At 30.2% G+C, this 21,808-nt stretch carries 16 protein-coding genes; 7 read left to right on the top strand and 9 right to left on the bottom strand.

Annotation, left to right across the window (positions count from 1 at the left end):
• Positions 1 to 172 precede the first annotated feature (172 nt).
• The 5 genes from H0I29_RS05540 to tsaB all read left to right on the top strand — a co-directional run bounded on the left by H0I29_RS05540 (position 173) and on the right by tsaB (position 4,507).
• Positions 173 to 838 carry a hypothetical protein gene (locus tag H0I29_RS05540; RefSeq protein WP_218754699.1) on the top strand — a complete coding sequence of 222 codons (666 nt, stop codon included), beginning with the start codon at positions 173 to 175 and terminating at the stop codon, positions 836 to 838.
• Positions 835 to 1,536: an SCO family protein gene (locus H0I29_RS05535; protein ID WP_218731854.1), complete on the top strand. Its 702-nt coding sequence runs from the start codon at positions 835 to 837 to the stop codon at positions 1,534 to 1,536. Before H0I29_RS05540 ends, H0I29_RS05535 begins: the two co-directional genes overlap by 4 nt.
• On the top strand, positions 1,529 to 2,068 hold the full coding sequence (locus tag H0I29_RS05530) for a DUF420 domain-containing protein (protein WP_218731853.1): 540 nt from the start codon (positions 1,529 to 1,531) through the stop codon (positions 2,066 to 2,068). Before H0I29_RS05535 ends, H0I29_RS05530 begins: the two co-directional genes overlap by 8 nt.
• 335 nt (positions 2,069 to 2,403) lie before the next feature.
• Positions 2,404 to 3,735, top strand: a complete 1,332-nt coding sequence (locus tag H0I29_RS05525) for a TolC family protein (protein WP_218731851.1) — start codon at positions 2,404 to 2,406, stop codon at positions 3,733 to 3,735.
• Between the two features lie 85 nt (positions 3,736 to 3,820).
• Entirely contained in the window at positions 3,821 to 4,507 is a 687-nt protein-coding gene (gene tsaB, locus H0I29_RS05520) for a tRNA (adenosine(37)-N6)-threonylcarbamoyltransferase complex dimerization subunit type 1 TsaB (protein ID WP_218754698.1), read from the top strand.
• Between the two features lie 4 nt (positions 4,508 to 4,511).
• Here the strand turns inward: tsaB and H0I29_RS05515 are convergent, their stop codons facing one another.
• Positions 4,512 to 5,318 (bottom strand): mechanosensitive ion channel family protein, encoded by an 807-nt coding sequence (locus tag H0I29_RS05515; RefSeq protein ID WP_218731849.1) that lies wholly within the window; start codon positions 5,316 to 5,318, stop codon positions 4,512 to 4,514.
• A gap of 192 nt (positions 5,319 to 5,510) precedes the next feature.
• On the bottom strand, positions 5,511 to 5,654 hold the full coding sequence (locus H0I29_RS05510; protein WP_368384602.1) for a dodecin domain-containing protein: 144 nt from the start codon (positions 5,652 to 5,654) through the stop codon (positions 5,511 to 5,513).
• A 202-nt stretch (positions 5,655 to 5,856) separates the two neighbouring features.
• Here H0I29_RS05510 and H0I29_RS05505 point away from each other — a divergent pair, with 202 nt between their 5' ends.
• Positions 5,857 to 6,207, top strand: coding sequence for a toxin-antitoxin system YwqK family antitoxin (locus H0I29_RS05505; RefSeq protein WP_218731848.1), 351 nt, complete (start codon positions 5,857 to 5,859; stop codon positions 6,205 to 6,207).
• Between the two features lie 232 nt (positions 6,208 to 6,439).
• Here the strand turns inward: H0I29_RS05505 and H0I29_RS05500 are convergent, their stop codons facing one another.
• The 7 genes from H0I29_RS05500 to H0I29_RS05470 form a co-directional block, all read right to left on the bottom strand.
• Entirely contained in the window at positions 6,440 to 7,315 is an 876-nt protein-coding gene (locus H0I29_RS05500) for a S9 family peptidase (protein WP_218754697.1), read from the bottom strand.
• A 120-nt stretch (positions 7,316 to 7,435) separates the two neighbouring features.
• Entirely contained in the window at positions 7,436 to 8,155 is a 720-nt protein-coding gene (locus H0I29_RS05495; RefSeq protein WP_218754696.1) for an energy transducer TonB, read from the bottom strand.
• Positions 8,156 to 8,213: 58 nt separating this feature from the next.
• Complete coding sequence (locus H0I29_RS05490; RefSeq protein WP_254712703.1) at positions 8,214 to 8,504, bottom strand: VanZ family protein; 291 nt, start codon at positions 8,502 to 8,504, stop codon at positions 8,214 to 8,216.
• 58 nt (positions 8,505 to 8,562) lie between these two features.
• Positions 8,563 to 8,943, bottom strand: a complete 381-nt coding sequence (gene gcvH, locus H0I29_RS05485; protein WP_218731845.1) for a glycine cleavage system protein GcvH — start codon at positions 8,941 to 8,943, stop codon at positions 8,563 to 8,565.
• Between the two features lie 27 nt (positions 8,944 to 8,970).
• Complete coding sequence (sprA, locus tag H0I29_RS05480) at positions 8,971 to 16,074, bottom strand: cell surface protein SprA (RefSeq protein ID WP_254712702.1); 7,104 nt, start codon at positions 16,072 to 16,074, stop codon at positions 8,971 to 8,973.
• A gap of 17 nt (positions 16,075 to 16,091) precedes the next feature.
• Positions 16,092 to 16,673, bottom strand: coding sequence for a Holliday junction branch migration protein RuvA (gene ruvA / locus H0I29_RS05475; RefSeq protein ID WP_165731618.1), 582 nt, complete (start codon positions 16,671 to 16,673; stop codon positions 16,092 to 16,094).
• 172 nt (positions 16,674 to 16,845) lie between these two features.
• Complete coding sequence (locus H0I29_RS05470; RefSeq protein WP_218754694.1) at positions 16,846 to 19,128, bottom strand: NADP-dependent malic enzyme; 2,283 nt, start codon at positions 19,126 to 19,128, stop codon at positions 16,846 to 16,848.
• A gap of 220 nt (positions 19,129 to 19,348) precedes the next feature.
• Here H0I29_RS05470 and H0I29_RS05465 point away from each other — a divergent pair, with 220 nt between their 5' ends.
• Positions 19,349 to 21,805: a DUF5686 and carboxypeptidase regulatory-like domain-containing protein gene (locus tag H0I29_RS05465; RefSeq protein ID WP_218754693.1), complete on the top strand. Its 2,457-nt coding sequence runs from the start codon at positions 19,349 to 19,351 to the stop codon at positions 21,803 to 21,805.
• The last annotated feature ends 3 nt before the right edge of the window (positions 21,806 to 21,808 follow it).

The following is a 21,808-nucleotide window of genomic DNA, read 5'->3' as shown; positions in this document are numbered from 1 at the left end:
AAGGTGGTTTTAACCACCTTTTTTTATATACAAAATATAGGTTCTTATAATCTAAGACTAACAATAAAATATCTAGAATTTCTTTATTACCAATTAAGACTTAGAAAGAACTTACCTGGGGTGATAAAAAAAAAACTTTACGCTTTTTGCGGTTAATTTATAATTTTTAACAATGATGAAACTTACTAAAAAAAGAGTTGTTTTATTTTTACTTTTTATTTTCCCATTAATTTGTTTTTTAATTTTATCAACCGGAACAAATAATTTTAGCAAACTACCTGTTGTTACAAGCAATGTTGTAGATATTTCTACGTTAGATTCATCAAACACATTTAAAGGCAAGATTTCTGTTGTTTGTTTTCTAGGAAACGATATGGATTCCAATAAGGGGGGATTCTTTAATTTGAATGAGAAAATTTATAAGAAATTTATAGAATATAATCAATTTCAAATCATTGCTGTTTATCCAGAAGGAAAAGAGAATGAGGTAGCTGTTCTAAAAAAAGAAATAGGTGCTTTTACCGATATGGTAAAATGGAAATTTACAGCAGGCTCTAAAGAACAAATTAAAGCATTACACGCTGGGTTTAATTCAAATGATAAATTATCTAACTTTTATACATCTAATGTTTTTTTGATTGATAAAAATGGAGGTCTAAGAGGTAGAGTGAAAGATGCAGATAGTGTTGATGGAAAATTATTTGGCTATAATATGAATTCAGTTTCTGTGTTAAACGCAAAATTAAAAGATGATGTATTGGTACTTTATTACGAGTATTATGCCGCTTTTAAAGAAAATAATAAGAACAAAGCAGATAGAAAAGAAGTAGGGTTATGAACAAAAAGTATTCTTATATAGGTGTTTCATTTATTATTCTTTTATTCGGAATTTATGTTGTTAGAAACTTAGATAGCAGAATAAATGACAATGATCTTGTCCAAGAAGATAGATTGAATAAGGTTGATAAAAAAGGAACAAGCAAAAATGACTTATACACATTTAACAAAGTTCCGGATTTTGAGTTTATAGATCAAAACGGAACAACTATTAGCAATAAAGATTATGAAGGCAAGGTATATGTTGTAGAATTTTTCTTTTCTACTTGTCCAACCATTTGTCCTCTAATGAATAAAAAAATGGTAACAATTCAAGATAAATTTGCTTCCAATAATAATTTTGGAATAGCTTCTTTTTCTATAACACCAGACATTGATACTCCAGAAGTTTTAAAGGAATATGCTAAAGTGAATCAGATTACACATAAAAACTGGCACTTATTAACGGGTAAAGGGGAAGAGGTAGTGTATGATTTAGCTAATAAAGGTTTTAAACTGTTTGCAGGTAAAGGTGCTGAAGAACATGGTGGTTTTGAACATTCTGGCTTATTTGCTTTGGTAGATAAAGAAGGAAATATTAGATCTAGAAAAGACGAGTACGGTAATCCTATTATGTATTACAGAGCTTTGTCTGAACAAGGTTTTGCAGATCAGGTTAAAGAATTAAAAGAAGATATTAAAATTTTGTTGAATGAGTAATTTAGCACAAGAAAAAAAGTATAAGAAAATTATAACTGGTTTATCCATTGTAATTCCTATAGCTGTTGCAGCTTTGTTTGGTGTTAATCTAAAAGATTTAGGTTTTAATGTAGAACCGTTAACATTTTTACCTCCAATTTATGCCTCTATCAATGGCGTTACAGCTGTTCTTTTAATAGCGGCAGTTATTGCAGTTAAAAAAGGAAATATAAAATTACATGAGCAACTTAATACGGTTGCAATAGCATGTTCTCTTATTTTTCTTTTGCTTTATATTGGATATCATATGAGTTCAAATTCTACATCTTTTGGAGGAGAAGGGATTATAAAATACGTTTATTATTTTATTTTATTCACGCATATTATTTTATCAATAATTGTAATTCCTTTTGTACTCACAACTTATATGAGAGCAAAATTGGGTAATTTTCCACAACATAAAAAAATAGCCAAATTTACTTTTCCTTTATGGTTGTATGTTGCTGTTACTGGTGTAATTGTCTATTTAATGATATCTCCTTACTATGTATAAAAAAAGAGTTTTAGTATTTTTTTTGATGATGTTTTTTACATCGAAAATTTCATTTTCTCAATGTGCAATGTGTAAAGCTGTTGTAGAAAATGGAGATAGTTCTATGGCAGAAGGTATTAATAATGGAATAACCTATTTAATGGTATTTCCCTATCTTTTAGTAGGTCTTTTGCTTTTTGTAATTTATAGATATAAAAGGATAAATGAGAAATAGGATTATAAGTGTTTTTTTTTGTAACAAATTTTACTTTTAGTCGTCTTATTTTTAACTTCAAAAGAAAAGTTATTCTTTTGTAATTACAATTTATATTATATCAACTAAAAAATAATACGTTTTGAAAACTAAATTGATCCTATTTGTAGCTTTTTTAACCACTATTACTACCTTTTCTCAGAAACAATGGACACTTAAAGAATGTGTAGATCAAGCTTTAGAGAAAAATATTTCTATCCAACAAAATAAATTAAGCTTAGAGCTAGCTAAAAAAGATGTTGCTATTGCTAAGGGAAATTTTTTACCAAACTTAAACCTTTCTACTGGAGGAAGATTTAATGCAGGTTTATCTTCAGATGAAAACGGAGTATTAAAAAACACAAATAATTTTTCATCTAGTTTAAGTTTATCTGGTGGTGGAATTATTTTTAATGGTTTTAGAAATACGAACACTTATAAACAAGCTCAGTTAGGTGTAAAGTCTAGTTTGTTAGATTTAAAGAAGATAGAAAATGATATTTCTTTATTTGTTGTAAATGGTTATTTAAATATATTATTTGCTAAAGAAAATTTAAGTTCTGGTAAAGTGCAGTATGAGATTAGTAAAAAACAAATTGAAGCTGCGGAGAGTAGATTTAATTCTGGAGTTATTGCTAAAGGAGATCTTTTAAACGCGCAATCTACAGCTGCTACAGACTTACAAAATGTTATTGCACAAGAAAATGCGTTAGACTTAGCTTTGTTAAACTTAGCGCAACTATTACAAGTACCGGTTCAAAATTTCGATATTACTTCTATAGATGTTGGTACTCCTACATCAACTTTATTATTTAAAAATTCTGATGACGTATATGAAAAATCATTAGAGGAAATGCCAGAAATAGAAAGAGCTAAATTGGCAATAGAAAATGCAGATTTAAATATTGATATTTCTAAAGGAGCTTTTTTACCTACTTTATCATATTCTGTTAGTTCTGGTAATTCTTATTATCATCAGTTTAATAACTTGTTACCAAATCAAACGAACTCTTCTTTCTTTGCCCAGTTTGAAGATAGGTTACAACACGGATTAGGTGTTTCTCTTAGTATTCCTATTTTTAACAGATTTCAAACAAAAAATAGTGTCGCTAAATCGATGATTAATAAAGAGATTTCTGAAACTCAATTAGAAAGTGAAAAATTAAATTTAAAGCAAACGATAGAACAATCTTTTTTAGATGTTAAGTCTGCATTAAAAACCTACGAAGCTTCAAACATTTCTTTAGAAGCACAAAAAGAAGCTTTTAAAAATGCACAAGAACGTTATAATTACGGAACCATTACTTTGTTTGATTTTGATCAAGTAAGAACCCGTTTGGTAAATGCAGAAGCTACCATGATACGCTCTAAATACGATTATGTTTTTAAAACGAAAGTATTACAATTCTATTCTGGAGAATTGATTCTAGAATAAATAAAATAAAGATTCCTTATGAAGCCTCGCACATTTGCGAGGTTTTCTTTTTTCTATAACTTATATTTGCATAAAAATAGAACAATTGGCAATTATCCTTAACATAGAAACCGCAACCAAGAACTGCTCTGTAAGTCTTGCAAAAGACGGAAAAGTTATAGCAATAAAAGAATTGAATAATGGTAATTATTCTCATGCAGAAGTATTACACCCTTTTATTTTAGATGTATTAAATGAAGTAAATATTACTTCTACTGAAATAGACGCTGTAGCCGTTAGTAAAGGACCGGGGTCTTATACTGGCCTTAGAATTGGAGTTTCTGCCGCAAAAGGGCTTTGTTTTGCTTTTGATAAGCCTTTAATTTCTATTAAAACATTAGAATCTTTAGCACATGCTACTTCTTTAGAGAAAGGCATTATTATACCAATGTTAGATGCTAGAAGAATGGAGGTTTATGCTGCTGTTTTTAATGAAAAACATGAACAAATTAGAGATATTAAAGCAGAGATAATTGATGAAAATTCTTTTTCTGATTATTTAGAAATAAATACCGTTTACTTTTTAGGTGATGGAGCGCATAAATGTAAAGAAATAATTACCCATAAAAATGCAGTTTTTATTGATGATATGTTCCCTTCTGCTAAAGAAATGGCAAAATTATCTTATGATAAGTACAAAAAAAACGACATCGAAGATGTCGCTTATTTTGAACCATTTTACTTAAAAGATTTTGTGGTTATTCCTGAAAAGAAAAAGAAACCAACCTTTTAAAATATTATTCGTTTTTGTTGATGTTTACTCTGTGTGGATAAGGAATATCGATTCCGGCTTCATCTAGAGCTTCTTTTACCTGTTCCATAACTTCAAACTTAACTGTCCAGTAGTCTTCTTTTTTTACCCAACCTCTAGTAAAGAAATTGATAGAACTGTCTCCTAATTCAGATAAATTAACTGCAGCAGCAGGAGTTTTTAAAATTAATGGATGGTTGTTTAGAATGCCATAAAGAAGATCTTTTGTTTTCTTAATATCAGAATCATACCCTACACCAAATGTAAAATCTACACGACGAGTAGCTTCTGTACTATAGTTAACAATATTACCATTAGATAACGTTCCATTAGGAATTATAATTTCTTTATTATCTGTAGTGTTTAGTTTCGTTGTAAAGATCTCAATCTGCTTTACAGTTCCGCTTTCACCTTGTGCTTCAATAAAATCACCTAGTTTAAAAGGTTTAAAAATCATAATTAAAACACCTCCAGCAAAATTAGCAAGAGATCCCTGTAGTGCTAAACCAACAGCTAAACCTGCCGCTGCTATAATTGCTGCAAAAGAGGTTGTTTCTACTCCTAGTTTAGAAATAACAACTATTATTAATAATATTTTTAGTACCCAACCAAGTAAATTACTTAAAAAAGTTTGAAGAGTAGTGTCAATACCACCCTTATTCATTGCCTTTTTAGCACCTTTAACAATTAGTTTTATAACTAATAAACCAATAATTAAAATAGCTAGTGCTACTAATACTTTAGGCGTATATTCAATAATTAATTTTTCTAAATACTCTAAATATTTTTTCATTTTTTATCTTCTGTTTATAAATTAAATGCAAAAATAAAGGTTTCTTATTGAACAAGAAAAAGTTTAACTATAATATTAAAAGTGAAATAATGCCTAGTGCTGCTGGTATTGTTTGTATTGTATTCATTCTGTTGTATTAAGTAAATCGATTTAATTTTATGAGAAAAAATTTAGAGTAGGGTGTTTTATCTTTTAATTTACTTTGAATGTGATTTTTAAGTTTACTATAAATTCAGTAATCTCATCATTATTTACAACAGCACTTTGCGATTTTAAAAAAATAGATCTTATATTTTTTACTGATTTAAAGGCTTCTTTTACTGTTACTCTAGTCACTTCTTCCGAACTTTTTTAAGAAATAGCTAATACTTAAATAACCTTCATAACTGCCATCATCTTTGTTTTAAATTTATATATAGTAAAGGTGTTGTTTTTATTCTTAAAACCCCAATGTTAAATTAATGTTACTAAAAGGTTGCTTAATTGTAATTTTTCACGTATATTTGAACATGTAACATAACAATAAAAAATTATCGTCATGAAAAATATACTAACACTTATAGTTCTTTGTGTAGCAACAATAGGATACGCACAAGATAGAGAAACAACTTATACCATAGAGGGAGATTTAGTGAAAGCTACTTATTATTACGAAGATGGTTCTATTAGTACTGAAGGGTACTTTAAAGATAAAAAATTAACAGGTCAATGGACTCGTTTTGATAAAAACGGAAACAAAACTCAAATTGCCAAATACAATGATGGCAAAAAAGTAGGAAAGTGGTTTGTTTGGAATGATGAATCTTTAAAAGAAATTAATTATAATAACAATGCAATTGTTAGCGTAAATTTATGGAAACATGAAGCTAAATTAGCTGCTAATAAATAATTTTTATTTTTGTTTAGCCAATTAACGGGCTATTGAAACTCCAAAAAAGTAATTTTTTGGAGTTTTTTTATGGACTAACTACACTTGGTTATTTATTAAAACGTTTTCGGTTCTAAATTAGAACTGTTTTAATATACTTTGTTAGTTTTAAATATAAGAATGGAGTATCTACTATTATTTTTTATTCCAGTTTCTTTAATGAGATTGTTATGCTAAGTATCTTTACATCAGGTTATTTTAAGTACTTTCTGAACCAGTTTATTACTTTTTCATTTCTAATATTACGGTGAGTATTTAATCCATGGTCGCCATTTTCAACAATTTGAAAGTCAAACTCCTTATTCAGTCTTTTCATTTCTTTAATCATTAGTTCTGCATTTATGGGCTTTACTCTCCAATCATCAGATCCATGTAAAATAAGCGTTGGTTCATTGATCTCATTTACCCATTTTATTGGAGACCTATAGTCATACTCCTTTTTAAAATTGATAGTGTCACCAATTAATTCTTTTAATACTTTTTCATACATTTCTGGACGAGTATCAAAATCAAGTCTTAGATCCGTTGGGGCACCAACAACTGCAATGGCTTTAATTTCATCGGTTAATCTCGAAATTTGGTATGCATTTAGACCTCCTCTAGATATTCCGAATACTCCAATATTTTGATTAGAATATTTGAGGGATTTATTGATTTCAATAAGTTTAAGGATATCATTTAAATCTTTTCCTCCAAATTCATCTTTTCCTTCACTGTGCATATTTCCTCTTAATTGAGAAGACAGTACTATAAAACCATTTGATGATAAGTATTGTTGATATATTAAACTTTTAGTCGTAAAAGTACCAAAATCTCTATTACCTCCTCTGTTATAAATTATGGTAGGATATTTCTGTAAATCTTTTGGTTTTGTTAGAAAACCAGTTATTTCAAGACCATCTGATTTGTAACGTATTTTATAAGTTTCAGTAGGTGATTTAAAATCGTTATTTGTTTTAATCAGATATTGGTAGTCTATTAAAGGTGAGAAGTTTTCTTTTTTTTTAATTTCTTGTTTACAACTAGATAAAAGTAGAGTTGAAAATATTAATATTAAGTAAGTTTTCATATTTAATTTGCTATAATTTATGAATATTAAAAAATATTATAAGACATTTAAAAAGTTTAAAGCATAAAAAAACGTTTAGAGTTTTAACTCTAAACGTTTTTTTATATAATGTATTATAAATTACTCTACAATTAAAGTAAAAGGAATACTATATTTTACTCCTACTGGCTTACCTCTTTGTCTACCTGGTTTCATTTTAGGTAATTGTTTCATTACGCTAATAACTTCACTTTTAATTTTTGGGTGTGGAGCTCTTGCATTAACATCAACAATATTACCGTTTTTATCAATTTTAAAACCGATAAATACTCTTTTTCTACCAGAAGATAATCCTAATTCGTTTGGTAAATTTGCATCAAACTTTCTAGAGAAGTGCTTTTGTACCATTTTACTAAAACAAGCTTTTAACTCGTTTTTACTTCCTTTACATCCAGGAAATACAGGTACATCTTCAATAATCATAAAACTTACGTCTTCTACAACTTCCTCTACTTCTTGAATTTCTACAATTTCTTCAACTTCTACAGCTTCAGTTTCATCTGTTTCAGTAGATTCGATTACAGTTTCTTCAACTTCTTCCTCATCCTCTACAATCTCTATTTTTTCTGGTGCTGGAGGTGGTGGAGTTTTTGGTTTAATAGGTTCTATTTTTTCAGTAATTACTGTTTCTTCTTCCATATCAGCATTCATGCTCACTGTACCTAAGTCTCCAATAACTTTATCATAAGTTCTGTTTTCTATAGCTGCGTAAGTTACAAATAGTGCTAAAACCAAACCTATTTGCATAAAAATTTTACTGTAATTTTCTAAATTTGATTTCGGGTTTTTTTTAATTTCCATTGTAAAGAGTTTTTAATAGTTCGCTAATTTAATTAAATTATTGGTTTATATACAAGTCTTAGTATGAATTAACTGTAATTTTTTTCAAAATTTGATTAAAAATAATAAAACCTAAGAGAATACCTACTGTATTTGCTATTGCATCTTTATAATCTCCTGTTCTATATGTAGTTAATGTCTGTTGTAAAACTTCAATAATTATGCCAAAAAAAATACAACAAATAACAATCACATATTTTAGAGTTGGTTTTCTATAAAAAGAGAATAACCAAGTTACAGAAAGTGTAAAGTAGGCAATAAGATGATATATTTTATCAACGTTATTGATACCAGTTTCTATCTTAGGCATTCTCCTTAAACTCAAATAAGCAATTGTAATTGTTATGAATATCGCAATGATAAAAAGGTTATCCTTCAATAAGCTCTTGATACGCTGCAGCATCCAATAAATCATTTATTTGTGAACTATCTGATATTTTAATTTTAATCATCCAACCTTTTCCATAAGGGTCTGAGTTTACCAATTCTGGCTCCTCTTCTAATTCTTCATTAAATTCTATTACTTCTCCTGATAAAGGCATAAATAAGTCTGAAACTGTTTTAACAGCTTCTACAGAGCCAAAAACGTCTCCTTCTTCTACAGTATCGTCTAAAGTATCTACATCTACATAAACGATGTCTCCTAATTCTCCTTGTGCAAATTCTGTAATTCCTACAGTTGCTACGTCTCCTTCAACCTTAATCCACTCGTGGTCTTTAGTATACTTTAATTCTGATGGTAAATTCATTTTTTTAAATAGTTTTTGTTGTTATGTTTAATTTCCTCCTAAGTTATAAATAATATTAAATCCTCCATTAATCGCTTGTCTAGGAAAAGTGGTAGAGATTGCATATCTAGATGTTTGATGGTTGTAATAGAATGATGCGGTTAAACTATTACTTAATCTATAATCTGCGGTAAATTTAATAGAAAAAAGTTTTTGTCCACCACTAATTTGATCATTATCTTCATCTACAGATCTAATTTGTGTAATATTATCTCTTAAAGACACATCTGCTCTTAAATTGACATCTCCTTTTAGTGTTTGTTTCTTTCCTGTAAAACGTGTATTGAATTTTACGTCTTCAAAAACATATCCCATTCCAAATATAAATTCTGTTCCAGAAATATCTGTTAAGGTGCTGTTGTTAAAATTCATAGTAAGCGTTCTGTCACTTTTTATTTCTCCTCTTAAAGAAAATGAGTTTCTCATTTTCATATCTAGTTTAATTAGTGGAGAAAATTCATCTACTAAAGTAACTGCAGATACTAATAATTCTGATTCATAATTGTTGGCAGCATTTATGTTTGCGTAAGGGTTATTGGCATCATACTGTAAGTTATTGGTAAAACTAGATACAGTGTAAGAAGATCTATAACCATGTGAAACTACAAAATTACTAAAGTTTTTCTTGAAGAAATTAAACTTCATTAAACCATTGTAACGCAATGTCCAGTTAGGTATAGGAATATCTCTAAAAAGACCGGTATTTACTTTATCTGGACTTTTACCAGAATAAGCAGCTACAAATGCAGGTAATAAAACTTGCTGACTATTGGTTCCAAAACCACTTGCAGGTACTAAATTTTCTGTAGCTAATCTGTTTGAAATTATACTTCTATAATCTCTTAAATTCTGAAATAAAACATCTCCGTCTGTAAATGCAGTAGAAATCATAGAGTAACTGGTACTAAAGTTTCCTGTTTCAAAGAAAGGGGTATTTTCAAATTCATTGCTGCCAGATACAAGGTCTAGTTGCTGAGAGAGATCTCTTGTTTGTATTTTATTACCTCTAACATCTATATTTAAATCCTTAATTGGCTTTAATGTAAATGTGTAATCTAATTTATTGTAATGTGTTTTGCTGTAAGTTTTACTATAATATTCTTCTCCATTGTTTCGAGACACAAACCAACCTTGTTCTAAAGCTTTATTTCTAATATCTACTTGGCTACCAAAAGCAAAAGAAGTAGGAGCACCTCCTAAAAAACCAACATCTTCTGTATACCCTGGTAATAATTGACCATTGTTTTCTGAATAACTTATCTTCCCTTGTTTTACCGAAGTTAGAACATCGTAAGTACCTTTTAAGATCTTTTTACCGATAGATAATTTTTTGTTTTGCTTAACTCTACCAGGAGTTCTTGGTAAACCAGTACCTTGATCTCCTTTTGCACTTTTACGTTGATTTTTAGTCAATAATAATTTTTCGAAACCAAGCCCTTTGTAAAAAGCATCAAAATTAATAGTGGTATTTAAATTGTGTGTATTTGCATTTTGTATCGTGTTTCCTATTAAGTTTACAGAAGGGACATCAACACCATTAACGTCTATCGTATTTTGAGGAGCTGCTTGCCAGTCAAAATCTGCAGTATATGCATAGTCTGCTTTTATAAACTTTAAAAAAGGAATTTTATCGATAGGTAAATTATACGTTCCGTTTAATGCTTGATGGTAATGATTTGCTCTTCCGGTATTAAAAAAGTCATCAAAAACCTGTATTTCATCATTGCTACCAAAAGTATCGTAAATATAACTGTTGGTTGCATTAAAGTTTACTTGTAACGATTTTGTTAAATCGAAACCGATGGTATAATCCCAATCGAATAAAAATCTACGTTGTTTTAATTCTGGTTGAGCCGATAAACCTGAAACTAAATTTCTAGATTGTTGTTCGTTATAATTTCTGTTGATACTAGAATTAATTGCAAAAGTTTTAGGGATTGGATTAAAATTAAAGTCTTTTATAAGCTGCCAATATTTATTTCTAAAAATAGAATCATTATTTTTAAATGGTTCAAATGGTTTAGAGTCGAAACTAAAATTATAGGATGCAGAAGCTCTTACACTTTCGTTAATACGTTTTTTAATGTTGTAATTTCGTTGATATTCTTTGTTATGAGCATAAGAAACAGCTACGTTTTCTACATCATAAAACTTAGGTTTTTTTGTAGAATTAGGATTTCTATTCTTCTTAACGTTTGTAAAGCTAATGCTTGTTCTTTTGGTATAATCTCTAGAAAACTCACTATTTTCATTTTCACCTAAAGCATCTGCTAATTCTACGTCTTGAAACTGAGGGTCGTATTTTGGATCTATATAAAGTTCACCAATACTATAACTCATTGGCAATTGAATTCCCCATTTTTTAGGAGTTAATACTTTACCTAAATTTATAGTAGTAGCAACATCATATTGTTTTGTTTCATCTAAACTACGTTGTCCTACTCTGTCTTCTACATTACCAAAACCAACGGTAGACATACTACCAGATAAAGATACATTTGCTACATCTGCAAAATTTGCATCGGCATTTAGTACAGCTGCCCATCCACCTTCATTATCAAAACCAGAAGAACGCAACTCATTAAACCAAACCTCACCACTAATTGGAGTTGTTGTTTTGTTTTTTACTCCTAAAACAATTGTTTTTAATTCTGCTAAAGTTGGGTTTCCTTTTACTGAAATTGTATAAGGTATTTCGGCATCTTGCTCAATAGATGTATAGATGTCTGTAATGGCAACACCAGCTCTGTCTCTTTCTAATTTTACCAATCCAAAAGTTTCTAGAAAAGCATCTAAATTATTTGCTTCTGGCCAAATATCTAAAGCAGAAGTACCATTTTGAGATACTTTTAAAGGGAGTTCTATTTGATAAAAGTTATCATCTAAATCTGTACCTAATCTTATAACTGCAGAAAAATCATCATCATTAATGGCAAGTGCTCCTTCATTTTTTTGAAGGTGCATATACATTTTTAAATTTTTAAATCGTCTTAAATCAATGCTTATGTTTTTATAAATGGCTCTGGTTTCGTTTGCAGGTAAATTATTTACTTTTAATGTTACAGATTGTTCATTTTGTAATTGTACGCTTGTACTACCTTGTAATTGCTCTCTTTCTATTCCTGGAGGCTGAATGTAGCTTCCTTCATTTTGCTCTATACTTACAACACCAACTTCAAAATCTTTTAATTCATTTTCATCTAAATCTTCTGGTGTAGAAATAGATTCGTCTAATGTTTTTGTATAACGTCTCCAGTCTCCACGTACCAAATCTAACTCTCCAAAACGAAGTACTACTGGTATTTTAAAACTAGTTAAAAACATTCTAACAAAACGAATACTATTAAAGTCTGAAATACCATTTACAGGTGTTCCGCTTCTAATAGGTACTCTAAATTGATACCAAGTTGTTGTTTGGTTTGCTCCGTTTTCTAAAGTTACATCTGTTGTTTTTTTATCAACAATAAAATTCTTTCCAACAACCAAATCATTTCTATTCATAGAAACTTTATACTCGTAGTAGCTTTCTACGGTATTCATGGTCTGATCTTTATTAATATCTTCTACATCTGGGTAGGTTGTAGATGAAGTAGGGTAGCTTTCTGTAGATTGATTTAAGGTTGGAGAATTTCCTTGTGTATTGTTGTAATCTTTGTACCTAGTAATTATAGAAGCACGATTTGCGTCTAACTCACTACCTCTAAAATATTGAAAATTATCTGATGCAGGATCATTAGGGTTTAATTTACTAAAGTTAGGAAGAGTTGTACTGTACTTCGCAAATTCTTCAGCATCATTTAAACCATTATATCCAAGATCTTGGTTTGCTCTAGATTCATCATTTTCATCAAAAGCATAAATTATAGATGAGTTTGTTGGTACTTTTCCCCAAGTTGTTTCTGCGGTATTTATTTCTCCACCAGTTTCTGGTAAACCGTTTTCAAACATTTTACGACTATCTTTTAAGATGTCTTCAGAAACATTACCTAAGTTTATGTATAAATCTCCAATTTGGTTTGATGGATCTTCCGGATTCATGCCTATAGGTAAACCTTCTGTCTCGGTAATGGAATAATTTTCATAAGGATCCATTACCCAAAACTGTACATATTCAACATTTGCTTGATCAAAATTGTTGGTTGTTAAAGCTCTCATAACTCCCGCCCATCTATTTTGTGGGTCAGAGAAAGTTCCGTCTGCTTTCACATTAATACCAGTATCAAAATTATAAGAACCTCTTTCAGATGGAAAATAAGCTAAATCTAAAGTTCTTATTACTGAGTTCTGTGTAATATCTAACTGCACATTAGGGAATAATTCCCTATAATTAATCTGTCTTGTTTCTGCTCTAGAAAGTTCTGCTGCATTAATATTTGATGGTGTATCTCCAGCTCCGTAGAAAATTTGGTCTACATTATACCATGCCAATTTTCCTCTTTGGTAATTGTAAGATAAATCTTCTTGATCTCCATTAAAACCTGTGAAAAATTTTGGAGTACTTGCCTCATGCCAATCTAATGGTGATAAGATACTAATTGGTATTTGAGAAGCTTCAAAATCATCTATATAAGAAGTTGCAGTACCTGCTACATCAATACCACTTGGCGTTCCTGGAAGCAAATATGCCATATCTGCCCTAACCGATAAATTAGAAGGTACATCTGTGTCTACAAAAGGTAATTTATTTGCCAATTTTGTAAAATAAGGAACCTCTGTAGTGTAATCTATATTTGCCCCAAACATGGTATTGTTTATTGGGTCTGAACCAAAATTAACTTTTGGAGTAATAGGTCTTTCATTTACATTTAAAATGGTGGCACCAATAATAAATTTATCTGAAAACTTATGTTCAACATCAACCCCCATAAAGGTTTTACGTTGTTGATTAAACACCGCGTTGTTTTCTGTAGAAACACTAATTGGAGTTCCAGAAGCTTGCAAGCCAGTGTCTATAATTTGCACACGACCCAATTGATAATCTACCACATAATCTACACCTTCTACCAATTGTCTACCTCCTGCAGTTACGGTAACCGATCCTCTTGGTACGTTAAATGCTCCAATTGGTATTCCTCCAGAATTTTCTGATTTGAAATATCCTTTTAAGAAATACTTGTCTTTATTTTGATAGTTGTTTTGTGCGTTTATTTTGGTGTTTAAATAAAGTTCTTTAAATAAATAATTGTTATCTACCGTTTCATCTAAACCAACATCATTGGTGTTTTGTTGAACTAAATCATTACCAAAAGGTTCTGGTTCTGGGAAAAAGATAAATCCGTTTTGAGAATTTACGGTAATGCCTTCTACATAATCAAAATATCCGTCTGGAGTTCTATATTGACTTTGGTCTAATTGGTCTAACTTAAAAACCTGTATTAATGGTAGGTTAGGTATGCCTGCTGTATTTGCATTTTGTAAAACATTAGAAGAAATACCTGTTTGGTCATCTCTGTATTGAATTTCGAAATAGAAACCATCTTGAGATAAAGGAAAAGTACCTAATGCATACACGTTCTTCATCATTAAACGCCATGTAGGAAAAGATTCTGTAATAGTAGCACCATTAACAACTCTCTCTCTGTTAGTTTTTAAGATTTCACTACGTAATAATTTTACAGCTAGAGTTTGTGGAGCTTGAATACCATCGTTAGAAAATTCACCTACTTTAAAAGAAGTTTTTGTACTTCCAGAAACGCCACCTGCAATTGTATATTCATAAGCAACCGCTAAAACTTCACCATCGTTTAACCTTCTATTTAAAGAAATAAAACCTAATTGAGAGTTTAACGTAAACTCACTAGTGTTCAATTTTCTTGCATTTTCTAATACAGAATAATCTGTACCCTCACTCATGTTGTAAGGTTGTAAAGTACTATTTACGGTAGAAATATTTCTAATACCACTAGTTGTAGTTAGTAAATTAGATAAATTATTCGATTCGTTTGTTGGAATATTTCCACCTGTGGTTGTTGGCGGACTTGTAGGTTGTACTTCTCCTGTTTGATTTACCAAAACATCCGTATTAGATTCTCCAATATCTGCTAAAGCTACAATACTTCTATAATCTTCTGTACTAGAGCTTGTATTGGTAATCCAAACTTCTGCTCTTGTAATACTAACCTGACTGTTAATTAAAGGATAGTTTTTAAGAGAGTTTGCGTAGTTATCTATAAAATATTGTGATAAGAAAAAGTGACGATCATTATCATAATCCGTAGCCTTTAATTGAAATTCTTGTATAGAAGCACCACCTTCTGCAACAGTTGTGGTACTTTCTGAGTTTTGTTGAGAGAAAACAGCGGTTATATTAGTGTTCCCAAATTTTAATTGTGTTTTTACCCCAAAAAGACTTTGAGCTCCGTTTATTAAAGAGTTTTTAATAGGCATAGAAACATTACCTGCTTCTATTCCTTGTAAAATATCATCTTCTGTTGGCTCGTAACCAATTTTTACTAAATTCTGAAAATCGAAAGTAGATTGTGTGTCGTAATTTGCTGTGAAATCTAAACGTGTACCTACTTGTGCACGAATACTTGCATTAATTTGTTGATCAAAATCAAACGTAAAACTACTTCTGTTTTCTTCGGATAATTGTGGGTTTTCTGTATTCTGATAAATAAAACCGAGCTTTAAATTTAAGCTTCCAGTAGGTGTTACTTTAATTTCACTCCCTCCAAAAATAGTTTTAAATAAGTCAGATTTTACATAATATGTTGGTAGTAGATCTTTTTGAGCTTCTTTAGATCCTTTTTTGTTAGAGTTCGTAGCACTTACTTTGTCTTTGTAGTATTGCGTCATATCTCGTTTTAAACGATAATCTGCGTATTCTCTTTGTGTAAGATAAATGGGGGTTTTGGTGTAGTAATCGCCTATTTTTTCGAAAATTACATACCTGTTTAAATCTTTATCAAAAATAATTTCTTTCTCTGCCAGATAATCTAAAAATAAACCACCAGTTTGCTCTTTTTTAAAGTTATATCTTAAGTCTAGAGTGTCTTTTTTTACTGTTATGGAATCTGTATCCTTATCTGTTTGCGCATAAGAGGTGTTTGCTATGAAAGCAAAAGCAAGAAATAAAAATATTTTTTTCAAAAAATTTTTCAAAATTCTTATAAATTTTTTAAGGCTAGTTTTATTAAGTTTTCTACGGTAGCTTCCGGGTTTTCTTTTAAAATTGTTGAGATCACTTTCTCTGATTGCTTTTTATTAAACCCTAAAACTTCTAAAGCAGATAACGCTTCATCCTTATTGGTATTGCTTGTAAAAGTAGAAACTTCATCAATATTAAAGGTTTTTAAAATTTTATCCTTTAAATCTACAATAACTCTTTGTGCTGTTTTTGCACCGATTCCTTTTACAGATTGTATGAGTGGTACATTTTCTGATGCAATAGCATGTTGTATTTCTTCTGATGTCATAGATGACAACATTGTTCTTGCAATACTTGGTCCAACACCTGAAACAGAAATTAACAACTTAAAAACTTCTCTCTCTGTTTTTGTAAAAAAACCAAAAAGGGTGTGTGCGTCTTCTCTTATTGATAAATGTGTGTATAAAACAACAGCTTCATCATCGGGTAAACTAGAGAAAGTATTTAGAGAAATATGTAATAAATAACCAACTCCATTGCAATCTACAACAACTTCTGTTGGGTTTTTTTCTACCAACCTTCCTCTAACTTGTGTAATCATATATTTCTTTTTATAAGCCTCTAAAGTAAGAATTTATTTTAGGTTAGGTGTGAGCGCAATTTATATTTTATAAATCATAGAGATTAGACTTTAAATGATAACAAATAAATGTCTAATCTCTATTTTATTTAAACTCGATTCTTACATCAAATTAACCTTAAGCTAGATATTATTAAATTTTACTTCTTTTTTCTTTTTCTTGGGCATCTACAGCAGCCAATGCAGCCATGTTTACCATTTCATCTACACTAGAGCCTAATTGTAAAATATGTACAGGTTTACTTAATCCTAAAATTATTGGACCAATAGATTCTGCGTGGTTTAATTGTTTCATTAACTTATAAGTAATGTTTGCAGACTCTAAATTAGGGAATATTAAAACATTTACTTTTTTACCATTTAGTTTCGAAAACGGAAATTCTTTTGCTAACATTTCTGGATTTAAAGCAAAATCTGCTTGTAATTCTCCATCAATAATAGTGTCTGGAAAGTGTCTGTGTAGGTAAGAAACAGCTTCGGTTATCTTTTTAGAAGTTTCTGAACTTGAAGATCCAAAGTTAGAAAAAGAAACCATTGCCATGTTTGGTTTCATACCAAACATTTTTACAAAATTACCAGTCATTTGTGAAATTTTCACCAATTCTTTTGCCGTAGGATTTATGTTAATTGTAGTATCTGCTAAAAATAACGGACCTTGTTTGGTTAACATTAAGTTGGTTGCAGCAATTTTAGTAATTCCTTTGTCTTTTTCAATAAGTTCTAAAATTGGTTTTAAAACAGTTGGGTAAGGTCTAGAATATCCTGTAATTAATGCATCTGCTTCTTCTTCATTCACCATCATTGCAGCAAAATAATTACGTTCTCGCATTAATTTTGTTGCTTCAGATAAAGTACGTCCTTTACGTCTTCTATTTTTCCAATAAATTTTTCCAAAACGCTCTCTACGTTCTGCTTCTTCATCGGTTTTTGGATCTATAATTGGTACAATTGCAGTAAATCCTATTTCTGCTTTTAAAGCTAAGATTACTTCTTTTCTTCCTAATAATATTGGATCCCCAATTTTTTCATCATGTACTCTTTGTGCAGCTTTTAAAACATCTATATGGTCTGCTTCTGCAAACACAATACGTTTTCTATTACTTTTTGCTCTATTGTGTAAAAGTCTAATCTCTTTATTTCCAGAACCAGAACGCTCCATTAATTCTTCTCTATATTTATCCCAATCTTCAATTGGTTGTAGAGCAACACCAGAATCCATCGCAGCTTTTGCAATTGCTGGTGGAATTTCATAAATTAATCTTGGATCAAATGGTTTTGGAATAATGTATTCTCTTCCGTACGCCAAACTTACTTCATCATAAACAATGTTTACTTGTTCTGGTACCGATTTTTTAGCCAAATCGGCTAAAGCATGAACGGCTGCCATTTTCATTTCCTCATTAATTTTAGTAGCTCTAACATCTAAAGCTCCTCTAAAAATAAATGGAAATCCAAGTACATTATTCACTTGGTTAGGATGGTCAGATCTTCCCGTAGCCATTATAATATCTTTTCTTGTAGTAACTGCTAAATCGTAGTCTATTTCGGCCACAGGGTTTGCCATTGCAAAAACAATAGGGTCTTTAGCCATGGTTAAAAGCATCTGTGGAGTAACTACATTTCCTTTCGATAAACCAATAAATACATCAGCATCATGCATTGCTTCATCTAGAGTGTGTAAATCTCTGTCGGTTGCAAATTCGGCTTTTTGAGAAGTAAGGTTGTCTCTATCGCTTCTAATAACACCTTTACTATCGCACATTACTACGTTTTCTTTCTTTACACCTAGTTTTAAATATAAAAGGGTACAAGAAATTGCCGCAGCTCCAGCTCCGTTAACTACAATTTTTACTTTACTAATATCTTTATTGGTAATGTCAATCGCATTTTTTAAGGCTGCAGCAGAAATAATTGCTGTTCCGTGTTGGTCATCGTGCATTACCGGAATATCTAATTCCTCTTTTAATCGTCTTTCAATTTCAAAAGCTTCTGGTGCTTTTATATCTTCTAAGTTAATTCCACCAAAAGTAGGTGCAATTGCTTTTACGGTTTGTATAAAAAGTTCTACATCTGTTGCATCTACTTCAATGTCAAAAACATCGATATCTGCAAATATTTTAAAAAGTAATCCTTTACCTTCCATTACAGGTTTAGAGGCATCCGGACCAATATCTCCCAAACCTAAAACGGCAGTTCCATTAGATATTACAGCAACTAAATTTCCTTTAGCAGTATATTTATAAGCATTGTTTTTGTCTTTTTCAATTTCTAAACAAGGCTCAGCAACACCTGGTGAGTATGCCAAAGCTAAGTCGTGTTGAGTGGCATATTTTTTAGTAGGAACCACTTCTATTTTTCCTGGTTTTGGTTTTGCGTGATATAATAAAGCTTCGTGTCTTTTTCTAGAATCGCTCATATAATAAGTCTTTGCTTGTTTAAGCTTACAAAGATATGATTTTCAGTGAAAGAGAAGATTAATTTTCAAATCTTTTGATAGGTGTCAATTTTTATAAAATTAGGTCTTTTATTTTTTTAAACACCTTTAAGTTAGGGCACTATTTTTTGTTGTTTAACAAATTTTAAAGATTTAGGTCGATCATAAAGTTTATGTTTGTTCTTATCAACACAACCAAACTATGAAAAAATATACTTTTCTTCTATTTTTCTGCTTATCAATATCTGTCTTAGCACAAGTAAAAGGAAACATTACAGATACAAATAATACACCTTTATCATTTGTTAGTATTTATTTGGATGAAACTGTTACAGGAACAACTTCTAATGATGACGGAACATATGTTTTAAGCATTACCAAAAAAGGAAAACATACTATTGTTTTTCAAATTTTAGGCTATACAACGTTAAAAAAAGAAATAAATATTACATCTTTTCCTTTTGAATTAAATGTTCAATTAGAAGAAGAAAACGTACAATTAGCAGAAATTTCTATCTCTACAAAAGACAATCCTGCAAATAGAATTATTAGAAACACAATAGCAAGTAAAGATAAAAATACAGATAAGTATGCAAAGTATACAGCTAAATTTTACTCTAGAGGTTTGTATAAAATTAAAGATGCTCCAGAGAAGTTTTTAGGTAAAAATTTGGGCGATTTTGGCGGAGCATTAGATTCTACAAGAAGCGGAATTATTTATCTTTCTGAAACGGTTTCTGAAATTCATTTTCAGAAAAATCCGAAAAAGTTTAAAGAAAAAATTATTGCTTCTAAAGTAAGCGGAACAGATAATGGTATTAGTTTTAATAGGGCAGAAGATGCGAATATTAATTTTTATGATAATAGTGTTACTTTTGGTAGCGATTTAATTTCGCCAATATCTACCAATGCTTTTGGTTATTATAACTTTAAGTTAGAAGGATCTTTTTATGATACAAATGGCAAACTCATCAATAAAATAAAATTGCTTCCTAAGCGTAAAAATGATCGTGTTTTTAATGGTTTTTTATATATTGTAGAAGATGATTGGGCAATTTATGGCGCAGATGTTTCTGTTACCGGAGCTCAAGTAAACATACCCATTGTAGATGTTTTAAATTTAAAACAAAACTATAATTATTCAGAAGCAAACGATGCTTGGGTGCTAATTAGTCAGAGTATAGATTTTAAAGTAGATGCATTAGGTTTTAATTTTGATGGCCGCTTTTCATCAGCATATTCTGCATATAATTTTACACCAAAATATAACGAAGACACGTTTACTAATGAGGTTTTATCGTTTGAGAAACAAGCAACTGAAAAAGATACCTTGTACTGGAATGCCTTAAGACCTGTACCTTTAACGAATGAAGAAACTGATGATTATAAATTTAAGGACAGTTTAAAGGTGGTAAGAAAATCTAAAAAATATTTAGATTCTGTAAATAAAAAACAAAACAAGTTTAACTTACTCTCTTCCATAACTGGTTATACGTATAAAAACTCTTTTGAAAAATGGGCTATTTCTTATAATGGCTTAATTAATGACTTTAACTTTAATACAGTACAGGGTTTTAATGTTTCTTTAGGAGGTAGTTATTTTAAAGAGCAAAATGATACAGGAAAATGGTGGAATGTAGGTGGAAAGGTAAATTATGGTTTTTCGGACAAACGCATAAGGCCCACTTTCTTTTTAACTAAAAGTTGGAATGATATTTCTAGACCTAGAATGACCATTTCTGGAGGAGTTACAACTGCTCAATTTAATGGTAGGAACCCTTTAATGAAATTAAATAACACCGTTAGTTCTTTGATGAGGAGGTTAAATTATTTAAGAATTTACGAAAAGGAGTTTGCTAAAATTAATTATTCAGAAGAAATTGTAAATGGAATTTACCTAGCTACATCATTTGAATATGCGAATAGAAAACCACTTTTTAATACCACGGACTACTCTTTTGCAGGGCAAGATAAAAACGGAGGTTACAAGCCTAATAATCCTTCAGATGTAATTGAAGTGTTTAAAGAGCATGAAATTGCTATTTTAAATGTAGGTGCTACTTTTGTATTCGGACAAAAATATTTGTCTTATCCAGATAGAAAAGAAAACATAGATAGTGATAAATATCCATCACTGAATGTTAATTATACCAAACGCTTTGGAGCTTCTAATTCTGAGTTAAATTCAGATGTATTTACAGCAAATTTAACACAAGATATTAGTGCAGGGAATTATGGTGAGTTTTCTTATAATCTTAGAGGAGGTGTGTTTCTTAAAAAGAAAGACATCGCTTTTATGGACTTTTTACAAGCCAACGGAAATCAATTACTTTTTCCGTTAGACCGTGAGTTAAGTAGCTTTGGTTTGTTAGAATATTATAAATTTTATACCAATGATAAATATGCAGAAGCACATATTCAGCATGATTTTAAAGGTGCTGTTTTAGGGAAGATTCCGTTGTTAAATAAATTAAATCTTCATTTAGTTGGTGGAGCAAAAACCTTAGTGATGGCAGATAAAAAACCGTATACAGAATACTCTATTGGTTTAGATAATATAGGCTTTGGTAAATGGCGTTTTTTAAGAGTAGATTATGTAAAATCTTTTCACGCTGGAATTAAAAACGATGGTTTATTGCTTCGATTGAGTATGTTTTAATAT

The sequence above is a fragment of the Polaribacter sp. R2A056_3_33 genome (genome assembly GCF_019278485.1).
Taxonomy (GTDB): Bacteria; Bacteroidota; Bacteroidia; order Flavobacteriales; family Flavobacteriaceae; genus Polaribacter.
This window is presented reverse-complemented; position numbering and strand designations above follow the sequence as displayed.

Bases quoted from the DNA above. Each gene is read 5' to 3' on its own strand.
- H0I29_RS05540 (WP_218754699.1), top strand. From the start codon at position 173: ATGATGAAACTTACTAAAAAAAGAGTTGTTTTATTTTTACTTTTTATT.
- H0I29_RS05535 (WP_218731854.1), top strand. From the start codon at position 835: ATGAACAAAAAGTATTCTTATATAGGTGTTTCATTTATTATTCTTTTA.
- H0I29_RS05530 (WP_218731853.1), top strand. From the start codon at position 1,529: ATGAGTAATTTAGCACAAGAAAAAAAGTATAAGAAAATTATAACTGGT.
- H0I29_RS05515 (WP_218731849.1), bottom strand. From the start codon at position 5,318: ATGAAAAAATATTTAGAGTATTTAGAAAAATTAATTATTGAATATACG.
- H0I29_RS05505 (WP_218731848.1), top strand. From the start codon at position 5,857: ATGAAAAATATACTAACACTTATAGTTCTTTGTGTAGCAACAATAGGA.
- H0I29_RS05500 (WP_218754697.1), bottom strand. From the start codon at position 7,315: ATGAAAACTTACTTAATATTAATATTTTCAACTCTACTTTTATCTAGT.
- H0I29_RS05495 (WP_218754696.1), bottom strand. From the start codon at position 8,155: ATGGAAATTAAAAAAAACCCGAAATCAAATTTAGAAAATTACAGTAAA.
- H0I29_RS05490 (WP_254712703.1), bottom strand. From the start codon at position 8,504: ATGCCTAAGATAGAAACTGGTATCAATAACGTTGATAAAATATATCAT.
- gcvH (WP_218731845.1), bottom strand. From the start codon at position 8,943: ATGAATTTACCATCAGAATTAAAGTATACTAAAGACCACGAGTGGATT.
- ruvA (WP_165731618.1), bottom strand. From the start codon at position 16,673: ATGATTACACAAGTTAGAGGAAGGTTGGTAGAAAAAAACCCAACAGAA.
- H0I29_RS05470 (WP_218754694.1), bottom strand. From the start codon at position 19,128: ATGAGCGATTCTAGAAAAAGACACGAAGCTTTATTATATCACGCAAAA.
- H0I29_RS05465 (WP_218754693.1), top strand. From the start codon at position 19,349: ATGAAAAAATATACTTTTCTTCTATTTTTCTGCTTATCAATATCTGTC.